At 54.7% G+C, this 15,831-nt stretch carries 13 protein-coding genes; 8 read left to right on the forward strand and 5 right to left on the reverse strand.

The annotated features are described in order from the left end of the window. Positions 1 to 140: 140 nt before the first annotated feature. Genes fruA through fruB form a run of 3 tightly spaced genes read right to left on the reverse strand, consistent with a single transcriptional unit; the run spans position 141 to position 3,911 of the window. Positions 141 to 1,826: a PTS fructose transporter subunit IIBC gene (fruA, locus tag JZ655_RS14120; protein WP_207292116.1), complete on the reverse strand. Its 1,686-nt coding sequence runs from the start codon at positions 1,824 to 1,826 to the stop codon at positions 141 to 143. 16 nt (positions 1,827 to 1,842) lie between these two features. Continuing rightward, on the reverse strand, positions 1,843 to 2,781 hold the full coding sequence (gene fruK, locus JZ655_RS14125; RefSeq protein ID WP_040074777.1) for a 1-phosphofructokinase: 939 nt from the start codon (positions 2,779 to 2,781) through the stop codon (positions 1,843 to 1,845). Beyond that, a complete protein-coding gene (fruB, locus tag JZ655_RS14130) occupies positions 2,781 to 3,911 on the reverse strand; it encodes a fused PTS fructose transporter subunit IIA/HPr protein (protein ID WP_040074776.1) in 1,131 nt (376 codons plus the stop codon). Before fruB ends, fruK begins: the two co-directional genes overlap by 1 nt. A 367-nt stretch (positions 3,912 to 4,278) precedes the next feature. Between fruB and setB the strand changes: the two genes are divergently transcribed. After that, positions 4,279 to 5,460 (forward strand): sugar efflux transporter SetB, encoded by a 1,182-nt coding sequence (setB, locus tag JZ655_RS14135; protein WP_207292117.1) that lies wholly within the window; start codon positions 4,279 to 4,281, stop codon positions 5,458 to 5,460. Here setB and JZ655_RS14140 read toward each other — a convergent pair. After that, positions 5,457 to 5,711, reverse strand: a complete 255-nt coding sequence (locus JZ655_RS14140; protein WP_046884725.1) for a YkgJ family cysteine cluster protein — start codon at positions 5,709 to 5,711, stop codon at positions 5,457 to 5,459. The genes setB and JZ655_RS14140 overlap by 4 nt on opposite strands. Before the next feature lie 164 nt (positions 5,712 to 5,875). On the opposite strand from JZ655_RS14140, the gene yeiP reads away from it, so the two are divergent. Further along, positions 5,876 to 6,448: an elongation factor P-like protein YeiP gene (yeiP, locus tag JZ655_RS14145; protein ID WP_040074772.1), complete on the forward strand. Its 573-nt coding sequence runs from the start codon at positions 5,876 to 5,878 to the stop codon at positions 6,446 to 6,448. Between the two features lie 33 nt (positions 6,449 to 6,481). Here yeiP and uxuA read toward each other — a convergent pair whose 3' ends face one another. Beyond that, positions 6,482 to 7,672, reverse strand: coding sequence for a mannonate dehydratase (uxuA, locus tag JZ655_RS14150; RefSeq protein WP_207292118.1), 1,191 nt, complete (start codon positions 7,670 to 7,672; stop codon positions 6,482 to 6,484). Positions 7,673 to 7,878: 206 nt separating this feature from the next. On the opposite strand from uxuA, the gene JZ655_RS14155 reads away from it, so the two are divergent. The 6 genes from JZ655_RS14155 (at position 7,879) to JZ655_RS14180 (ending at position 15,825) form a co-directional block, all read left to right on the forward strand. Then, positions 7,879 to 9,351: a mannitol dehydrogenase family protein gene (locus tag JZ655_RS14155; RefSeq protein ID WP_040074770.1), complete on the forward strand. Its 1,473-nt coding sequence runs from the start codon at positions 7,879 to 7,881 to the stop codon at positions 9,349 to 9,351. A 119-nt stretch (positions 9,352 to 9,470) separates the two neighbouring features. Continuing rightward, positions 9,471 to 10,457 carry a CobW family GTP-binding protein gene (locus JZ655_RS14160; RefSeq protein WP_207292119.1) on the forward strand — a complete coding sequence of 329 codons (987 nt, stop codon included), beginning with the start codon at positions 9,471 to 9,473 and terminating at the stop codon, positions 10,455 to 10,457. A gap of 33 nt (positions 10,458 to 10,490) precedes the next feature. Then, entirely contained in the window at positions 10,491 to 11,207 is a 717-nt protein-coding gene (locus tag JZ655_RS14165; RefSeq protein WP_207293855.1) for a phosphatase PAP2 family protein, read from the forward strand. A 411-nt stretch (positions 11,208 to 11,618) separates the two neighbouring features. Further along, positions 11,619 to 12,188, forward strand: a complete 570-nt coding sequence (mepS, locus tag JZ655_RS14170; protein ID WP_040074767.1) for a bifunctional murein DD-endopeptidase/murein LD-carboxypeptidase — start codon at positions 11,619 to 11,621, stop codon at positions 12,186 to 12,188. 197 nt (positions 12,189 to 12,385) lie between these two features. After that, positions 12,386 to 13,942: a cyclic di-GMP phosphodiesterase gene (locus JZ655_RS14175; RefSeq protein WP_207293856.1), complete on the forward strand. Its 1,557-nt coding sequence runs from the start codon at positions 12,386 to 12,388 to the stop codon at positions 13,940 to 13,942. A 77-nt stretch (positions 13,943 to 14,019) separates the two neighbouring features. Continuing rightward, complete coding sequence (locus tag JZ655_RS14180; RefSeq protein WP_207292120.1) at positions 14,020 to 15,825, forward strand: extracellular solute-binding protein; 1,806 nt, start codon at positions 14,020 to 14,022, stop codon at positions 15,823 to 15,825. Positions 15,826 to 15,831: the final 6 nt, after the last annotated feature.

Raw genomic sequence — 15,831 nt, forward strand, 5'->3', positions numbered from 1 at the left:
CTCCAGACGGGGTGAGTGCGGAAAAGCGATATGTCCGGAGGGAAAATGGCCGTTTGTCAGGCCATAAAAAAACGCGGCCGACGCCGCGTTTTTGAGATGAAAAAAGGCAGAGTCACCTCTGCCTTTATGCGTGAGCGGGTTTAAGCCGCTTTGGCAACTGCTTCCGCTTCCGGGCGCTTCAGCACCGCGTAAGAGAGGCCCGCCACCAGGGTACCGGCGATAATCGCCAGCAGGTAACCCAGTACCGGCGTGATCGCCCCAGGGATCAGCAGGACAAACAGACCGCCGTGCGGTGCCATCAGCTTCGCACCAATGGCCATAGAGATAGCACCGGTCACTGCACCACCCGCGATACAGCAAGGCAGAACGCGCATTGGGTCACGCGCAGCGAACGGAATGGCACCCTCGGTGATGAAGCACAGACCGAGAACCAGCGCTGCTTTGCCGCCTTCCTGTTGTGCCTTATCGAATTTACGGTGTGCAATGATTGTCGCCAGGCCCAGCGCCAGCGGTGGCACCATACCGGCAGCCATAATGGCAGCCATCGGCGCGTAAGTCTGGGTACTCAGCAGGCCAACACCAAACGCATAGGCCGCTTTGTTCACCGGGCCGCCCATATCGGTACACATCATGCCCCCGAGGATTGCGCCCAGCAGTACCGCATTGGCAGTGCCCATGGTTTGCAGCCAGTGGGTCAGGCCTTCGAGGATACCCGCGACCGGCTTACCGATCAGGTAGATCATTCCCAGACCCACCACCAGGCTTGAAAGCAGCGGAATGATCAGGATCGGCTTCAGCGCTTCCATACTCTGCGGCAATTTCAACTTCGAACTAATCAGCTTCGCAACATAACCGGCCAGGAAGCCCGCGATGATCCCGCCGATGAAACCTGAACCTGTGCTTACAGCCAACATACCGCCGATAAGACCTGGAGTCAGACCCGGACGATCCGCGATAGAGAAGGCGATATAACCTGCCAGGACAGGTACCATCAGCGCGAAGGCAGAACCCCCACCAATTTGCATCAGCGCCGCAGCCAGCGTGTTCGGCTCTTTAAAGGCTTCGATACCGAAAGCGAAGGAGAGTGCGATACACAGACCACCAGCTACCACCATCGGCAGCATATAGGAAACCCCGGTCAGCAGGTGACGATAAGCGCCAGCAGACTCTTTTTTGGTTTCCGTCGCGCCCTGGGCACCGCCCGCCGCCTGATACGGCTTCGCTTCTGCTACGGCCTTATCGAACTCCTGCGCGGTCTTCTTCAACGCCAGACCAGTAGAGGTACGGTACATCGGTTTTCCGGCGAATTTCGCCAGATCCACTTCGATGTCTGCCGCCACGATCACCAGATCCGCTTCAGCCACCTCTTCGGGGGTGATGGCATTGCCTGCACCCACGGAGCCGCGGGTTTCAACTTTTACCCACCAGCCACGTTTTTTGGCTTCGGTTTCAATGGCTTCAGCCGCCATGAAAGTGTGTGCCACGCCCGTTGGACAGGCTGTCACCGCCACCACGCGTTTCGGACCGCCGCTCAGGGCCGGTGCCGTTGCCGCTGGCAGGGTATAGACCGAGGCGTGATCCTTCGCTTCGCTCAGGAACAGCTCCGGGTGGGCAACCGCGCGATTGATATCGCCCAGCCACACCTTTTTGCCGTTCAGCGCGCTGTCAGCAGGAATGGTGTCGCCCAGAACGATCACCAGTTCGGCATCGTTCGGGTTGTCCAGGATATCCAGATGTGCTTTGTGTGCCGCCGCGCCCAGCAGGGTCTTTGCCATATAGGCGCGGGCCTGTCCGAGAGCAGAGTCGATAATCAGCAGCGTTTTCATTATGCCTCTCCTGCTGTTAGTTAAAGGGTTTTAAGTCAACGCGCGCCATCATCGCGGCTAACTGGGTACGATCGGTAATACCGACATTGCTCTGGCTCACGGCCAGGGCAGCAACAGCGGTAGCAAGACGTAACGTGTGTTCACTGGATTCACGCATCAGCAGGCCGTAAATCAGCCCACCTACCATGGAATCCCCTGCGCCAACGGTGCTTACCACTTCCATCGACGGCGGTTTGGCAATCCATTCGCCAGACGCGTTAACCCACAGCGCGCCTTCTGCACCCAATGAAATCACCACATGAGCGATACCCTGTTCACGCAGCGCATGGGCAGCATCAATCACATCTTTCAATTCTGGCAGCTTACGGCCAGCCCAGATTTCCAGTTCGCGACGATTTGGTTTGACTAGCCATGGTGCGGCTTTAAGGCCTGCAACCAGCGCATCACGGCTGCTGTCGAAAATAATGCACGGGCACTGGCTGCGCAGACGCGTCATCCAGTCGGTAAAGGCTTCCGGGCTGACGCCCGACGGCAGACTGCCGCTGACGCATACCATGTCGAACTGGCCCAGCCAGGAGAGCGAGTCGTTAACAAAACGTTCCCAGTCTGACTGCGTCACTTCGAAGCCGGAGAAGTTCAGGTCGGTCACTTCACCGTCTTTCTCGGTCAGCTTCACGTTGATGCGGGTACGGCCCTGCACAATCTGGAAACGGTTAGCAATGCCCAGTTCGCTGAACAGCTGCTGAAAGCCGTCCTGGTTATCTTTGCCCAGGAAGCCGCCTACGGTGACATCGATGCCCAGATCTTTCAGCACCTTCGCCACATTGATCCCTTTACCTGCCGCATGCAGGCCAGTGGTGCGCACCAGGTTGACTTCGCCGCGCTCAATCTCCGGGCAGAATCCTACCAGGTCGTAAGCCGGGTTCAGCGTAATCGTTGCAACACGTCTGCTCATTATGCGCCCTCCCCCAGACCTGCCGCGATGGCATCGCCAATGGCTTTCAGCGCCTGTTCAGCATCGGCACCCTGGGCGGTGAAGCGCAGGCGATGGCCTTTTTTCACACCCAGCGCGACCACTTTCATCAGGCTACGGCCATTAGCGGGCTTACCGCTGCCGTCGAGGTTAGTGACGGTGATGTCGCTTTCAAACTGCTTGATGGTATTAACCAGCATGGTGCCGGGGCGGGCATGCAGACCGTGTTCGTTACGCACCACGTACTCTGCACTGAGCAGGTCGTCGGTCAGCGCGTCATCGCTGGTCAGCAGCGCCAGCAGGGTCGCGGCATCTGCGTTCAGCAATTTGTCAGCTTTGTTGATCAGCAGCAGATCGCTCAGGCGTTTGAGCACGGCAACCGGCTGGTCATCGGCCATCGCGACGGTCACCAGCAGGGCTGCTTTCTCACCTTCAACATCAAATGCGGAGGCCGCACGGCTGACGGCAACAGCGCTGCGCAGATTGCCTTCAGCACTGTCGTTCAGCCAGACGCCCTGGCCCAGGTTCAGCGGCTTGTCCGTTATGGTATGGGTGACGAATGCCGTGTCGACCGCACCCGCCTCTTTCAGACGTGCGGCGTTCATCGCCTGCAGCGTCACCAGATCGGAGGCGACCACATCCAGCGACAGCGTCGCGTTATCCAGCTTCAGCGCTTCGCTCTGCTTTTCACCCATCAGCAGTGCTCGCAGCTCTTCAGCGGTGGTGGCAGATTTCAGTTGTTCCGCCACTGCGTCATCGCTCAGCACGTGCGTCAGTTGACGCAGCAGGCCCAGATGTTCGTCACTGCTGGCGGCGATACCGATGGCGACATACGCCACCTGCCCTTCGCCCCAGAGCACGCCCTGCGGGAACTGATACACCTGCACACCGGTCTTCAGAACCTGATCGCGGGTATCGGTGGTGCCATGAGGAATGGCGATGCCATTGCCGAGGAAGGTTGAAGTCTGCTGCTCACGCGCCAGCATGCCATCAACATAGCCAGCGGCAACATTGCCAGACTGCACCAGCGCGGCAGCGATCTGCCGGATGGCCTCTTCTTTATTACCGGCCTGTTCGCCCGGATGAATGTCCTGTACGGATAACTGGAACATAGCTCTCCACTCCTGCTGAAATTGAATCGTTTCAGCTTAAATGTGAAAATAGGCGCCAATCCGTTTGTATTAGATCAACCAATTAGCGCTGAAACGTTTCAAGAAGTCTTGCTTTTTATCGCCATCCTTGCAAGTAAAGTTACGTTTCAGCTTTCGGAATTTAGAGTTGCAGCACATTTTTGCAACATTCCGTCCTCTTTCGCGGGCAATAAAAGAGACCAGCGCCCTTTACTTCAGCAGCTTCAGCAAGCGCAGCGGCATTATGAAATGCCATTTTGATTTATTGTGGGTAATCAGAGTGCGCATCTGTTCATTTTCTGACAAGCGGCGTAAACTCCGCCTCTCTTCATATTACTGATACAGAAACATGCATACGACTCCCGCTGCCGCCAGGCAAAAATCGTTTGATTTGACGTCATCGGCGTTTTTGATTGTGGCCTTCCTCACCGGTATTGCCGGTGCACTGCAAACCCCTACGCTGAGCCTGTTCCTGACCACGGAAGTGCATGCCCGTCCGGCGATGGTTGGCTTCTTTTTTACCGGCAGCGCTATCATCGGCATTTTTGTTAGCCAGTTTCTGGCGGGCCGCTCAGACAAAAAGGGCGATCGCAAAAGCTTGATCGTCTTCTGTTGTCTGCTGGGCGTGTTCGCCTGCCTGCTATTTGCCTGGAACCGTAACTACTTCATTTTGTTGTTCGTTGGCGTCTTTTTGGGGAGTTTTGGCTCTACGGCTAACCCGCAGATGTTTGCCCTCGCCCGCGAACATGCGGATCGCACCGGGCGTGAAGCGGTGATGTTCAGTTCAATATTGCGTGCCCAGGTTTCGCTGGCCTGGGTGATAGGTCCGCCGCTGGCTTACGCCCTGGCGATGGGTTTTGGCTTTACGGTGATGTATCTCAGCGCCGCAGCGGCGTACATCATTTGCGGCCTGATGGTATGGTTCTTTTTACCCTCTATGCGTAAAGAGCCGAAGCTGGCGACCGGTACGCTGGAAGCCCCGCGTCGTAACCGCCGCGACGCCCTGCTGCTGTTTATTATCTGCACATTGATGTGGGGTACTAACAGTCTGTACATCATCAATATGCCGCTGTTTATTATTAATGAACTGCATCTGTCGGAAAAACTGGCGGGCATCATGATGGGCGCGGCGGCGGGGCTGGAAATCCCGACCATGCTGATTGCCGGCTATTACGCCAGGCGCTTCGGCAAACGCTTTCTGATGCGTATTGCCGCCGTAGCAGGGCTGCTGTTCTATGTCGGGATGCTGACCGCCAGCTCACCGGCATTGTTGCTGGGTTTACAACTGCTCAATGCGATTTATATCGGCATTCTGGCGGGGATCGGCATGCTCTATTTTCAGGATTTAATGCCCGGTCAGGCGGGAGCAGCCACCACGCTTTATACCAATACGACGCGCGTGGGCTGGATTATCGCGGGCTCGATGGCCGGTGTGGTGGCCGAGATCTGGAGCTATCACGCGGTCTTCTGGATAGCGCTGGCGATGTGCGTAATCACCTGCGTTTGCCTGACGCGCATAAAAGACATTTAAGGCGCGGTCAGCGCCTCCAGCTCCAGCAGCCAGGTCATCGCCTGCTGGCGCGAACTGCCGCACATATCGGCTGCGGGCTGCAGGCCGGCGCAGACTTTTGGGCGTAGCGGTGAGCCAAAAATCTTACAGCGCTGCTGCGCATCCAGCTGTACGCACGGTGTATTCGCCGGCTTGCCGTTGGGCATGCCGGGAATCGGGCTGGTAATGGAGGGTGCAGTACAGCACGCTCCACAGTCTGGACGGCATTCCATAAAGGCTCTCTTACCCTGACGAGAACCCGCAGAGCGGGCGTGGCGCGCACAGTAACACCTTTTATGTATTGATAGCAAAACCCACGAATTCCTCTTGCCTGAAAGCCCGCGCGCGAGTACTTTGACGCGATATTTTTGACCTCCCCGTTAACAGGATTACTGCAATGCCAAGAGCGAACGAAATTAAAAAAGGTATGGTGCTGAACTACAACAGCAAGCTGCTGATTGTGAAGGATATTGATATCCAGGCACCGAGCGCCCGTGGCGCAGCGACGCTGTATAAAATGCGTTTCTCCGATGTCCGCACCGGTCTTAAAGTGGAAGAGCGCTTTAAAGGCGACGATATCGTCGATACCGTGACCCTGACCCGCCGCTTCGTTGACTTCTCTTATATTGATGGCAACGAATACGTGTTTATGGATAAAGAAGATTACACCCCGTATATCTTCACCAAAGATCAGATCGCAGACGAGCTGCAGTTTATGCCTGAAGGCGGCATGCCGGATATGCAGGTACTGACCTGGGACGGCCAGCTGCTGGCGCTTGAGCTACCGCAGACCGTTGATCTGGAAATCGTTGAGACCGCACCGGGCATCAAAGGGGCTTCAGCCAGCGCCCGTAACAAACCGGCGACGCTGACCACCGGCCTGGTAGTGCAGGTTCCGGAGTACCTCTCCGCTGGTGAGAAGATCCGTATCCATATCGAAGAAAAACGTTATATGGGTCGTGCAGACTAAGACAAAAAACCCGGCTTTCGCCGGGTTTCTTTTTTACAGCAGTTCGGGATATTTGGTCATTTTTAGCGCCAATTCCACGCCACGCACTTCCGCCATCCCCTTCAGTCGCCCAATCGCCGAATAGCCAGGATTGGTTTTCTTACGCAGGTCATCCAGCATTTGATGGCCGTGATCGGGACGGAATGGAATCGGTCGCACATCGCCCGCTTTCTTGCGGCGTTGCTCTTCGCTGAGGATAGCGTCCACCACCGCCACCATATTCACGTCACCGCCCAGATGCGCGGCTTCGTGGAAGGTTTTTGGATTCTCTTCCCGGCAGGTAGCGCGCAGGTGAGTAAAGTGAATACGGTCACCAAAGGTTTCGATCATCCGCACCAGATCGTTATCGGCACGCACGCCGTAGGAGCCGGTACACATGGTGAAGCCATTGTTGATGCTGTCGACGGTCTCTTTCAGCCACTGCATATCTTCAATGGTAGAGACAATACGCGGCAGACCGAGAATTGGACGCGGTGGATCGTCCGGATGCACTGCCAGACGCACACCCGCTTCTTCTGCCACCGGGACGATAGCGCGCAGGAAGTGGGCCATGTTTTCCCGCAGCTGTGCTTTATCGATATTGCCATACTCCGCCAGACGCGTGCGGAACTGGTCGAGGGTATAGCCCTCTTCAGCGCCCGGCAGGCCGGCAATAATATTGCGGGTCAATTTTTCAATTTCTGCCGCGCTGGCCGCATTAAACCATGTCTGGGCTTGTTGCTGCTCTTCAGGGCTGTAATCGGCTGCGGCGCCTTCACGCTTCAGAATATGCAGCTCAAATGCGGCGAAGGCGATCTGATCAAAGCGCAGTGCTTTGGAGCCATCCGGCAATTCGTATTCCAGATCGGTGCGCGTCCAGTCGAGGATAGGCATAAAGTTGTAGCAGACCGTATCAATACCGCAGGCCGCCAGATTACGAATGCTCTGCTGGTAGTTGGCAATCCAGGTCGCGCACTGCCCGGAATGAGTTTTGATCTCTTCGTGCACCGGAATGCTTTCCACGACCGACCAGGTGAGCCCTTTTTCGGCCAGCAGCTTCTGGCGCTGTTTAATCTCTTCTACCGGCCATACCTCACCGTTAGGAATATGATGCAGCGCGGTCACCACGCCGGTCGCGCCTGCCTGGCGCACGTCATCAAGAGAAACCGGATCGTTCGGGCCATACCAACGCCAGGTTTGTTCCATCGCTTCATCCTCGCAAAGTTGTTATACCAATATAATGTGACGCAATGACGACTACCATACATGTCTAACGCGCCGGGTCAACGCGCCTCGCCTCATTGATTGATCAAACTCACAGTTCCCGCATATTTACGGCTCACCAATTTAAATTGCTGTCATATAACTTTAGACTGACATTGTTAATTAACGGTTAATCAGGTGTGTATTTCATGAAGACAATTGCCTCTATTACGCTGCCCGCTAACGTTAAGCAGCCCCAGTACGATCGTCAGCAACTGCGCTCCCGCATCGTCCATTTTGGATTTGGTGCTTTTCATCGCGCGCATCAGGCGCTGTTAACCGATCGCGTGCTGAATTCCGAGGGCGGCGACTGGGGTATCTGTGAGATTAGCCTGTTTAGCGGCGATAAGCTGATGAGCCAGCTGCGCGCGCAGGATCACCTGTTTACCGTGCTGGAAAAAGGGGCGGACGGGAATCAACCCATCATCGTCGGCGCGGTGCATGAGTGCCTGAACGCGAAGCTTGATTCGCTGGCCGCCATTATTGAGAAGTTCTGTGAACCGCAGGTGGCGATAGTCTCTCTGACCATTACGGAAAAGGGTTACTGCATTGATCCTGCCACCGGCAAACTGGATGTGCAGAACGAACGTATTCTTCACGATCTGGAAAATCCCACTGAGCCACACTCGGCGCCGGGTATTCTGGTCGAAGCGTTACACCGTCGTCGCGAACGCGGCCTGACGCCCTTCAGCGTACTCTCCTGCGATAACATCCCCGATAACGGTCATGTAGTGAAAAATGCGGTGCTGGGCATGGCGCAGAAACGCTCGCCGGAACTGGCTGAGTGGATTGCGGAACATGTTAGCTTCCCGGGGACGATGGTGGATCGCATTGTTCCTGCAGCGACCGACGCCTCCCTTGCGGAAATTGCTGACGTGCTGGGTGTGGATGATCCCTGCGCCATCAGCTGTGAGCCCTTTATCCAGTGGGTGGTTGAAGATAATTTTGTGGCCGGTCGCCCGGCGTGGGAAGCCGCGGGCGTTCAGCTTGTGCAGGATGTGTTGCCCTGGGAGCAGATGAAGCTGCGAATGCTTAATGGCAGCCACTCTTTCCTCGCCTGGCTGGGTTATCTCAGCGGGTTTGCCCATATCAGCGACTGCATGCAGGACGAGGCTTTGCGCAAGGCTGCCCGTCAGCTGATGCTGACCGAACAAGCCCCTACCCTGCGCATTACCGGTGTGGATCTGGATGCGTATGCCGACAGTCTGATCGACCGTTTTACTAACCCGGCCCTGCAGCACCGTACATGGCAGATTGCGATGGATGGCAGCCAGAAGCTGCCCCAGCGCATGCTGGAAGGGATCCGCGTGCACCTGCAGCGCGGCACGCCGTGGCCACTGCTGGCGCTTGGCGTAGCGGGCTGGATGCGTTACGTCAGCGGCGTGGATGATGCGGGTCAGGCCATCGACGTACGCGATCCCCTGAGCGACAAAATCCGCGCTATCGTCGACAGCAGTACCGAGCAGACGCGCGTGCAGGCGCTGCTTGGCCTGAGCGAAATTTTTGGCGAGGATCTGCCGCAGGATGCCGGGTTTGTTGACGCCGTCAGCAACGCTTACCAGCGTATTCAGCACACCGGCGCCCGCCAGGCGATCATTGATACGCTAAACCTTTCCCAATAATGGCGGTTTACGCGGACGGAATAGGGTTCCGTTCGCGTGACCTCTTCTCATGACTGTTCTTTTCAGCCAGGATTATTGATAATTGTTATAAGATTACAGTTATCACTCCTGGAGCACATGTGACCAAGACTAACCTGATCACCGGTTTTCTCGGCAGCGGCAAAACCACCTCAATTTTGCATCTGCTGGCCAATAAAGATCCTGCCGAAAAATGGGCCGTACTGGTCAATGAATTTGGCGAAGTGGGTATCGATGGCGCGCTGCTGGCCGACAGCGGCGCGATGATCAAAGAGATACCCGGAGGCTGCATGTGTTGTGTTAATGGTCTGCCGATGCAGGTTGGCCTGAACACGCTTCTGCGACAGGGTAAACCCGACCGCCTGCTCATCGAGCCCACTGGCCTTGGCCATCCTAAGCAGATCCTCGACCTGCTCACCTCGCCGGTTTATGAACCCTGGATCGATCTGCGTGCGACGTTGTGCGTACTCGACCCGCGTCAGCTGCTGGACGAAAAAGCGGTACAAAATGACAACTTCCGCGATCAGCTGGCTTCTGCCGATATTATCATTGCCAACAAAGAAGACCGGGCGACGCAAGAAAGCCGTGAAGCGCTTAAGATTTGGTGGCAACACGTCGGTGGGGAGCGTCAGTTGCAATACGCAACGCAGGGCAATATCGATATCGCCTTGTTAGATCTGCCGCGCCTGAACACGGTGGAACTGCCTGCCAGCGCGGAACACAACCATTCCCATCGCGATCAGAAAGGGCTTGCCGCCCTGAGCCTGCCCGCCCACCAGCGCTGGCGGCGTAACCTCAATAGCGGCCAGGGCCATCAGGCGTGCGGATGGATTTTTGACGCTGACACCTGTTTTGACACTATCGGTCTGCTGGAATGGGCGCGACTGGCGCCGGTTGATCGCGTTAAAGGGGTGATGCGCACGCCAGATGGCCTGGTGCGGATTAATCGCCAGGGGGAAGATTACTTCATCGAAACCCAGGGAGTGGCTCCGCCGGACAGTCGTATAGAGCTAATTAGTGCGGTAAATACCGACTGGAACGCACTTCAGGCTAGTCTGTTGAAGCTTCGTTTAACTTCCGACAACTAACGTTGCCCGGACTTCTTAGCTTAGTAAACGATGATGAAAACACGATTCCCCCAGATAATACTGCTTAATGTCGCTGGCCTGGCGCTCTTCTTCTCATGGTACCTGCCGGTTAACCACGGCTTCTGGTTCCCGCTGGACAGTGGCATCTTCCACTTCTTTAACCATAAGCTGGTGGAGAGTCGTGCCTTCCTGTGGCTGGTCGCCATCACCAATAACCGTGCTTTTGACGGATGTTCGTTACTGGCGATGGGCTGTCTGCTTCTCTGGTTCTGGCGCCAGGCATCGGCAGAAGGACGTCGGCGCATTATTATTATCGGGCTGGTAATGTTATTGATCGCCGTGGTGCTGAATCAACTGGCATCTGCCCTTATTCCGGTGAAACGTTCGAGTCCTACGCTCTGGTTTTCTGATATTTATCGCGTTAGCGAATTGCTGCATATTTCAACGAAAGACGCCTCGAAAGACAGTTTCCCTGGCGATCACGGGATGATGCTGCTTATTTTTGCGGCAGTAGTATGGCGCTATTTCGGTCATAAAGCCTTTATGGTTGCCCTGATTATCTTTATGGTCTTTGCTTTCCCGCGAGTCATGATTGGCGCCCACTGGTTCACCGATATTGCTGTCGGGTCGCTCTCTGTGGCGCTGATTGGTCTTCCCTGGTGTCTGATGACTCCATTAAGTGATAAATTAATCGCCGTGTTCGATCGTTATTTACCTCATAAATTCAACAAAAATAAAACAAATAACTAACCGAAATTATTAAGCGCCGTCAGGGATCGTTATCGATCCCTGACGATTTAACGGCTGCTTAATTTACATTATGTCATCATGCTGTAACATTAATCGGCTTACAAATGAATCAGTTGTGTGATTTTTAGCCTGATTTCTCCCCTCATTTCCCTTTCCCATCAGCCTGATTTGGCTATCACAAATACTTATAAAAAATTGGCTTTTTTTACTCGCAATGGGTTCGGCAATCGGTTACTCTCAGACTCGTTTTACCCAGCACCGTAATTATTTCTAATGCAGAAAAATTTGTGCGATTCGCCACAGATTTGACCATAAAGAATTGTCTCAAAGTGCGCAGGTAATTAGTCTCGTCACGTTTGGCATTTTTATAACGATATTGATCGTTAAGGACTTCAAGGGAAAATAAACAAAATGGTCAAATCTCAACCGATTTTGAGATATATCTTGCGGGGGATCCCGGCGATTGCAGTTGCGGTTCTGCTTTCTGCTTGTAGCACAACGAATACCGCGAAGAATATGCATCCTGAGACGCGTGTTGTGGGGTCAGAAGACGCCTCTTCACTGCAAGCCTCTCAGGATGAATTTGAAACAATGGTACGTAATCTGGATGTGAAATCCCGACTTATGGACCAGTATGCCAGCTGGAAAGGCGTTCGTTACCGCCTGGGTGGCAGCACTAAAAAAGGTATTGATTGTTCCGGTTTCGTACAGCGTACTTTCCGTGAGCAGTTTGGTTTAGAACTTCCGCGTTCAACCTATGAACAGCAGGAGATGGGCAAGTCGATTTCGCGTACCAGCTTACGCACCGGCGATTTAGTCCTGTTCCGCGCAGGTTCGACCGGCCGACACGTCGGCATCTATATCGGTAATGATCAGTTCGTCCACGCATCCACCAGCAACGGTGTGATGATCTCCAGTATGAACGAGCCTTACTGGAAGAAGCGCTACAATGAAGCGCGCCGTGTACTGACGCGGAGTTAATCGATGCGTGTTGTCCGTTACCCTTGGCTGACAACACGTTGAATAAAGCACTGCTACGGCGGTGCTTTTTTTGTTTCATCGTCAGGCAAGAGAGCGTAACCTTTCTCTGGCAAAGCCAATCCAGGCTATAGTCGTGTAACTGCATGAATTTAGCCGTCATGAAGACGGGGGCGGCAAATCAGGATCTGATAACATCAATGTTCACCCGCTACTTTTCATCCCGCCGTAAGGTGCTGATCATTAGCCTTCTTACCGGCCTGTTTATCGCCCTGCTCTGCGGCGGTTTGCAATTTTTTTCCAGTTACCATAAACGCGCGGTAAGGTTCGATAACCTGATTGTCGATCTTCGACTGTATATGGAGAGCTATTTCACCGAGCTGCGTACCTCTGTCGACCAGTTGCAACCCATGACTTTGAATAGATGTGAGGATGTGGGTTCAGAGCTGACCTCGCGCGCGGCCTTTAGCCTGAACGTTCGCGCATTTCTGCTGGTGAAAGACAAAATCGCTTTTTGCTCTTCGGCCACCGGGCCGATGAACACCCCCCTTGCGGATCTGGTTCCCGAAATTGATCTGAAAAAGCCAATCGATATGGCGCTGGTCCCCGGCACCCCAATGATGCCGAATAAATCCGCCATTGTGCTGTGGTACCGTAACCCGCTGGTAAACGATGGCGGCATTTTTACGTCAATTAACCTCAACCTGACCCCTTACCTTTTATATACAGCCCGTCAGGATGAGTTTGCGGCCATTGCGCTGGTGGTAGGAAACACCGCCTTTTCAACCTATGCCGATCACCTGCTGCATACCAACGAATTAACTACGCCACCCATACGGTCCACCCGCATTGAAGAGTTGCCGCTGCAAATAAATCTCTACGCCGAAGCCTGGACACGAGAAGACTTGCTGTTTGCATTACTGTTCGGCGTGATTTGCGGCATCAGCAGTGCGGTTGTCTGCTACTACCTGTCGATGGCGCGGGCTAACCCAAGAAAAGAGATCCTGACGGCCATTAAGCAGGATCAGTTTTATGTGGTCTATCAGCCGGTTGTAGATGCCAACGATCTAAAAATGACTGGCGTAGAGGTACTCATGCGCTGGCGTCATCCGGGTGCCGGAGAGATCCCGCCTGATGCTTTTATCAACTTTGCTGAAGCACAAAAGTTGATCGTCCCGCTGACGCTGCACCTCTTTGACCTGATACTGCGCGATGCGCCAATGTTAAAAAAACGGCTACCGCCGGGTGCAAAACTGGGGATCAATATTGCTCCAGGCCACCTGCATGCCGAAAGTTTTAAAGAAGACATGCGCAAATTTGCCGCCTCGCTACCGCCGAATCACTTCCAGGTCGTGCTTGAAATTACCGAGCGCAATATGCTGCAGCACAGCGAAGCGGCCCGGCTGTTCGACTGGCTTCATCATGAAGGCTTTGAAGTGGCGATTGATGACTTTGGTACCGGGCATAGCGCGCTCATCTATCTTGAGCGCTTCTCGATGGACTATCTCAAAATCGATCGTGGGTTCGTCAACACCATCAGTATGGAAACGGTTACCTCCCCCGTCCTCGACGCGGTCATTACCCTGGCGCGCCGGCTGAATATGGTCACCGTGGCGGAAGGGGTAGAAACAGTCGAGCAGGCAAAGTGGCTGCGGGAACATGGCGTCAATTTCTTACAAGGATACTGGATTAGTCGCCCTATGCCGCTGGACGCGCTGCTGACGTGGCAAGAAGATCCCGGGCTCAGTCGTGAATAATTGCACAACGGTCGCCTCGTCACTTATTATTCAATGATCATCGGGTGGCCAGCTAATAATAAGGAATGCGTAGCGGAATGATATTGCGCGTAATGATGCTACTGCTTGTAGCGCTGAGTGGATTCTGTCAGGCGCAGACCATCAAAGAGAGCTACGCGTTCGCCGTCATCGGCGAGCCGAAATACGCCATCAATTTCGATCACTACGATTACGTCAACCCGGCGGCGCCAAAAGGGGGAAAGGCTACCCTTTCCGTTATCGGTACCTTTGATAACTTCAACCGCTATGCTCTGCGCGGCGTGGCCGCCGAACGCACTGAATCACTTTACGATCCCCTCTTCACCACCTCGGACGATGAACCCGGCAGCTACTATCCTCTGGTCGCTGAGTTTGCACGCTACGCTGATGATTATTCCTGGGTGGAGCTTACGATCAATCCGAAAGCGCGCTTTCATGATGGGACACCGGTCAGCGCCCGTGACGTCGAGTTTACCTTTCATAAATTTATGACTGAAGGGGTCCCCCAGTTCCGACTGGTCTATAAAGGCACCACCGTTAAAGCCATCGCGCCGCTTACGGTGCGTATTGAGCTGGCGAAGCCCAATAAAGAGGATATGCTGAGCCTCTTCTCCCTGCCGGTGATGCCAGAGAAATTCTGGAAAAATCATAAACTCAGCGATCCTATCTCCACGCCGCCGCTGGCCAGCGGCCCGTATCGCATTACCAGCTGGCGTATGGGGCAGTATGTCATCTGGTCACGGGTAAAAGATTATTGGGCCGCCGACCTGCCTGTTAACCGCGGCCGCTGGAACTTCGACACCCTGCGCTATGACTATTATCTGGACGATAATGTCGCCTTTGAGGCCTTCAAGGCCGGGGCATTTGATATGCGCCTTGAGAGCAGCGCCAAAAACTGGGCCACCCGCTACACCGGCAGAAATTTCGAGCGCGGCTATATCGTTAAAGATGAGTTTAAGAGCGATTCGGCGCAGGACACCCGCTGGCTGGCGTTTAATATCCAGCGCCCCGTCTTTACCGACCGACGCGTGCGCGAAGCCATTACCCTCGCCTTCGACTTTGAATGGATGAATAAAGCGCTCTTCTACGGTGCCTACAGCCGGGTGAACAGCTATTTTCAAAATACGGAGTACGCCGCAACAGGGTATCCGGACGCCGCTGAGCTGACGCTGCTCGCTCCGCTCAAGGGTGAAATCCCGGCCGAGGTCTTTACCTCCGTCTATCAGCCGCCGGTGTCAAAGGGCGACGGCTACGATCGTAACAACCTGCTTAAAGCCAGTAAATTGCTGGATGAGGCAGGCTGGACGCTGAAAAATCAGAAACGCGTTAATAACCAGACCGGGAAACCGCTCACCTTTGAGCTGCTACTTCCCTCCGGCGGCAATAATCAGTGGGTGTTGCCGTTCCAGCACAACCTCGAACGCCTGGGCGTGACGATGACGATTCGTCAGGTCGATAATTCGCAAATCACCAATCGTATGCGTAGCCGCGATTACGATATGATACCGCGCCTGTGGCGGGCGATGCCATGGCCAAGCTCCGATCTGCAGCTCTCCTGGGCTTCGGCATATATCGACTCCACCTATAACTCCCCGGGAGTAAAAAGCCCGGCCCTCGACGCGCTTATCGCCCGGATCGTTGACGCCCAGGGCGATAAAGAGAAATTGCTGCCGCTCGGGCGGGCACTCGACCGGGTTCTGACCTGGAACTATTACATGCTGCCCATGTGGTATATGGCACAGGATCGCGTCGCCAGCTGGGATAAATTTTCTCACCCGGCGGTACGTCCGGTTTACGCCCTCGGTTTTGAAAACTGGTGGTATGACGTGAACAAAGCGGCGAAATTACCCGCCGAGCGACGGTAAGGAATG

The sequence above is a fragment of the Leclercia pneumoniae genome (assembly GCF_017348915.1).
Classification (GTDB): domain Bacteria; phylum Pseudomonadota; class Gammaproteobacteria; order Enterobacterales; family Enterobacteriaceae; genus Enterobacter; species Enterobacter pneumoniae.

Bases quoted from the DNA above. Each gene is read 5' to 3' on its own strand.
- mepS (WP_040074767.1), top strand. From the start codon at position 11,619: ATGGTCAAATCTCAACCGATTTTGAGATATATCTTGCGGGGGATCCCG.
- JZ655_RS14180 (WP_207292120.1), top strand. From the start codon at position 14,020: ATGATATTGCGCGTAATGATGCTACTGCTTGTAGCGCTGAGTGGATTC.
- uxuA (WP_207292118.1), bottom strand. From the start codon at position 7,672: ATGGAACAAACCTGGCGTTGGTATGGCCCGAACGATCCGGTTTCTCTT.
- fruK (WP_040074777.1), bottom strand. From the start codon at position 2,781: ATGAGCAGACGTGTTGCAACGATTACGCTGAACCCGGCTTACGACCTG.
- JZ655_RS14140 (WP_046884725.1), bottom strand. From the start codon at position 5,711: ATGGAATGCCGTCCAGACTGTGGAGCGTGCTGTACTGCACCCTCCATT.
- setB (WP_207292117.1), top strand. From the start codon at position 4,279: ATGCATACGACTCCCGCTGCCGCCAGGCAAAAATCGTTTGATTTGACG.
- fruA (WP_207292116.1), bottom strand. From the start codon at position 1,826: ATGAAAACGCTGCTGATTATCGACTCTGCTCTCGGACAGGCCCGCGCC.
- yeiP (WP_040074772.1), top strand. From the start codon at position 5,876: ATGCCAAGAGCGAACGAAATTAAAAAAGGTATGGTGCTGAACTACAAC.
- fruB (WP_040074776.1), bottom strand. From the start codon at position 3,911: ATGTTCCAGTTATCCGTACAGGACATTCATCCGGGCGAACAGGCCGGT.
- JZ655_RS14155 (WP_040074770.1), top strand. From the start codon at position 7,879: ATGAAGACAATTGCCTCTATTACGCTGCCCGCTAACGTTAAGCAGCCC.
- JZ655_RS14165 (WP_207293855.1), top strand. From the start codon at position 10,491: ATGAAAACACGATTCCCCCAGATAATACTGCTTAATGTCGCTGGCCTG.
- JZ655_RS14175 (WP_207293856.1), top strand. From the start codon at position 12,386: ATGTTCACCCGCTACTTTTCATCCCGCCGTAAGGTGCTGATCATTAGC.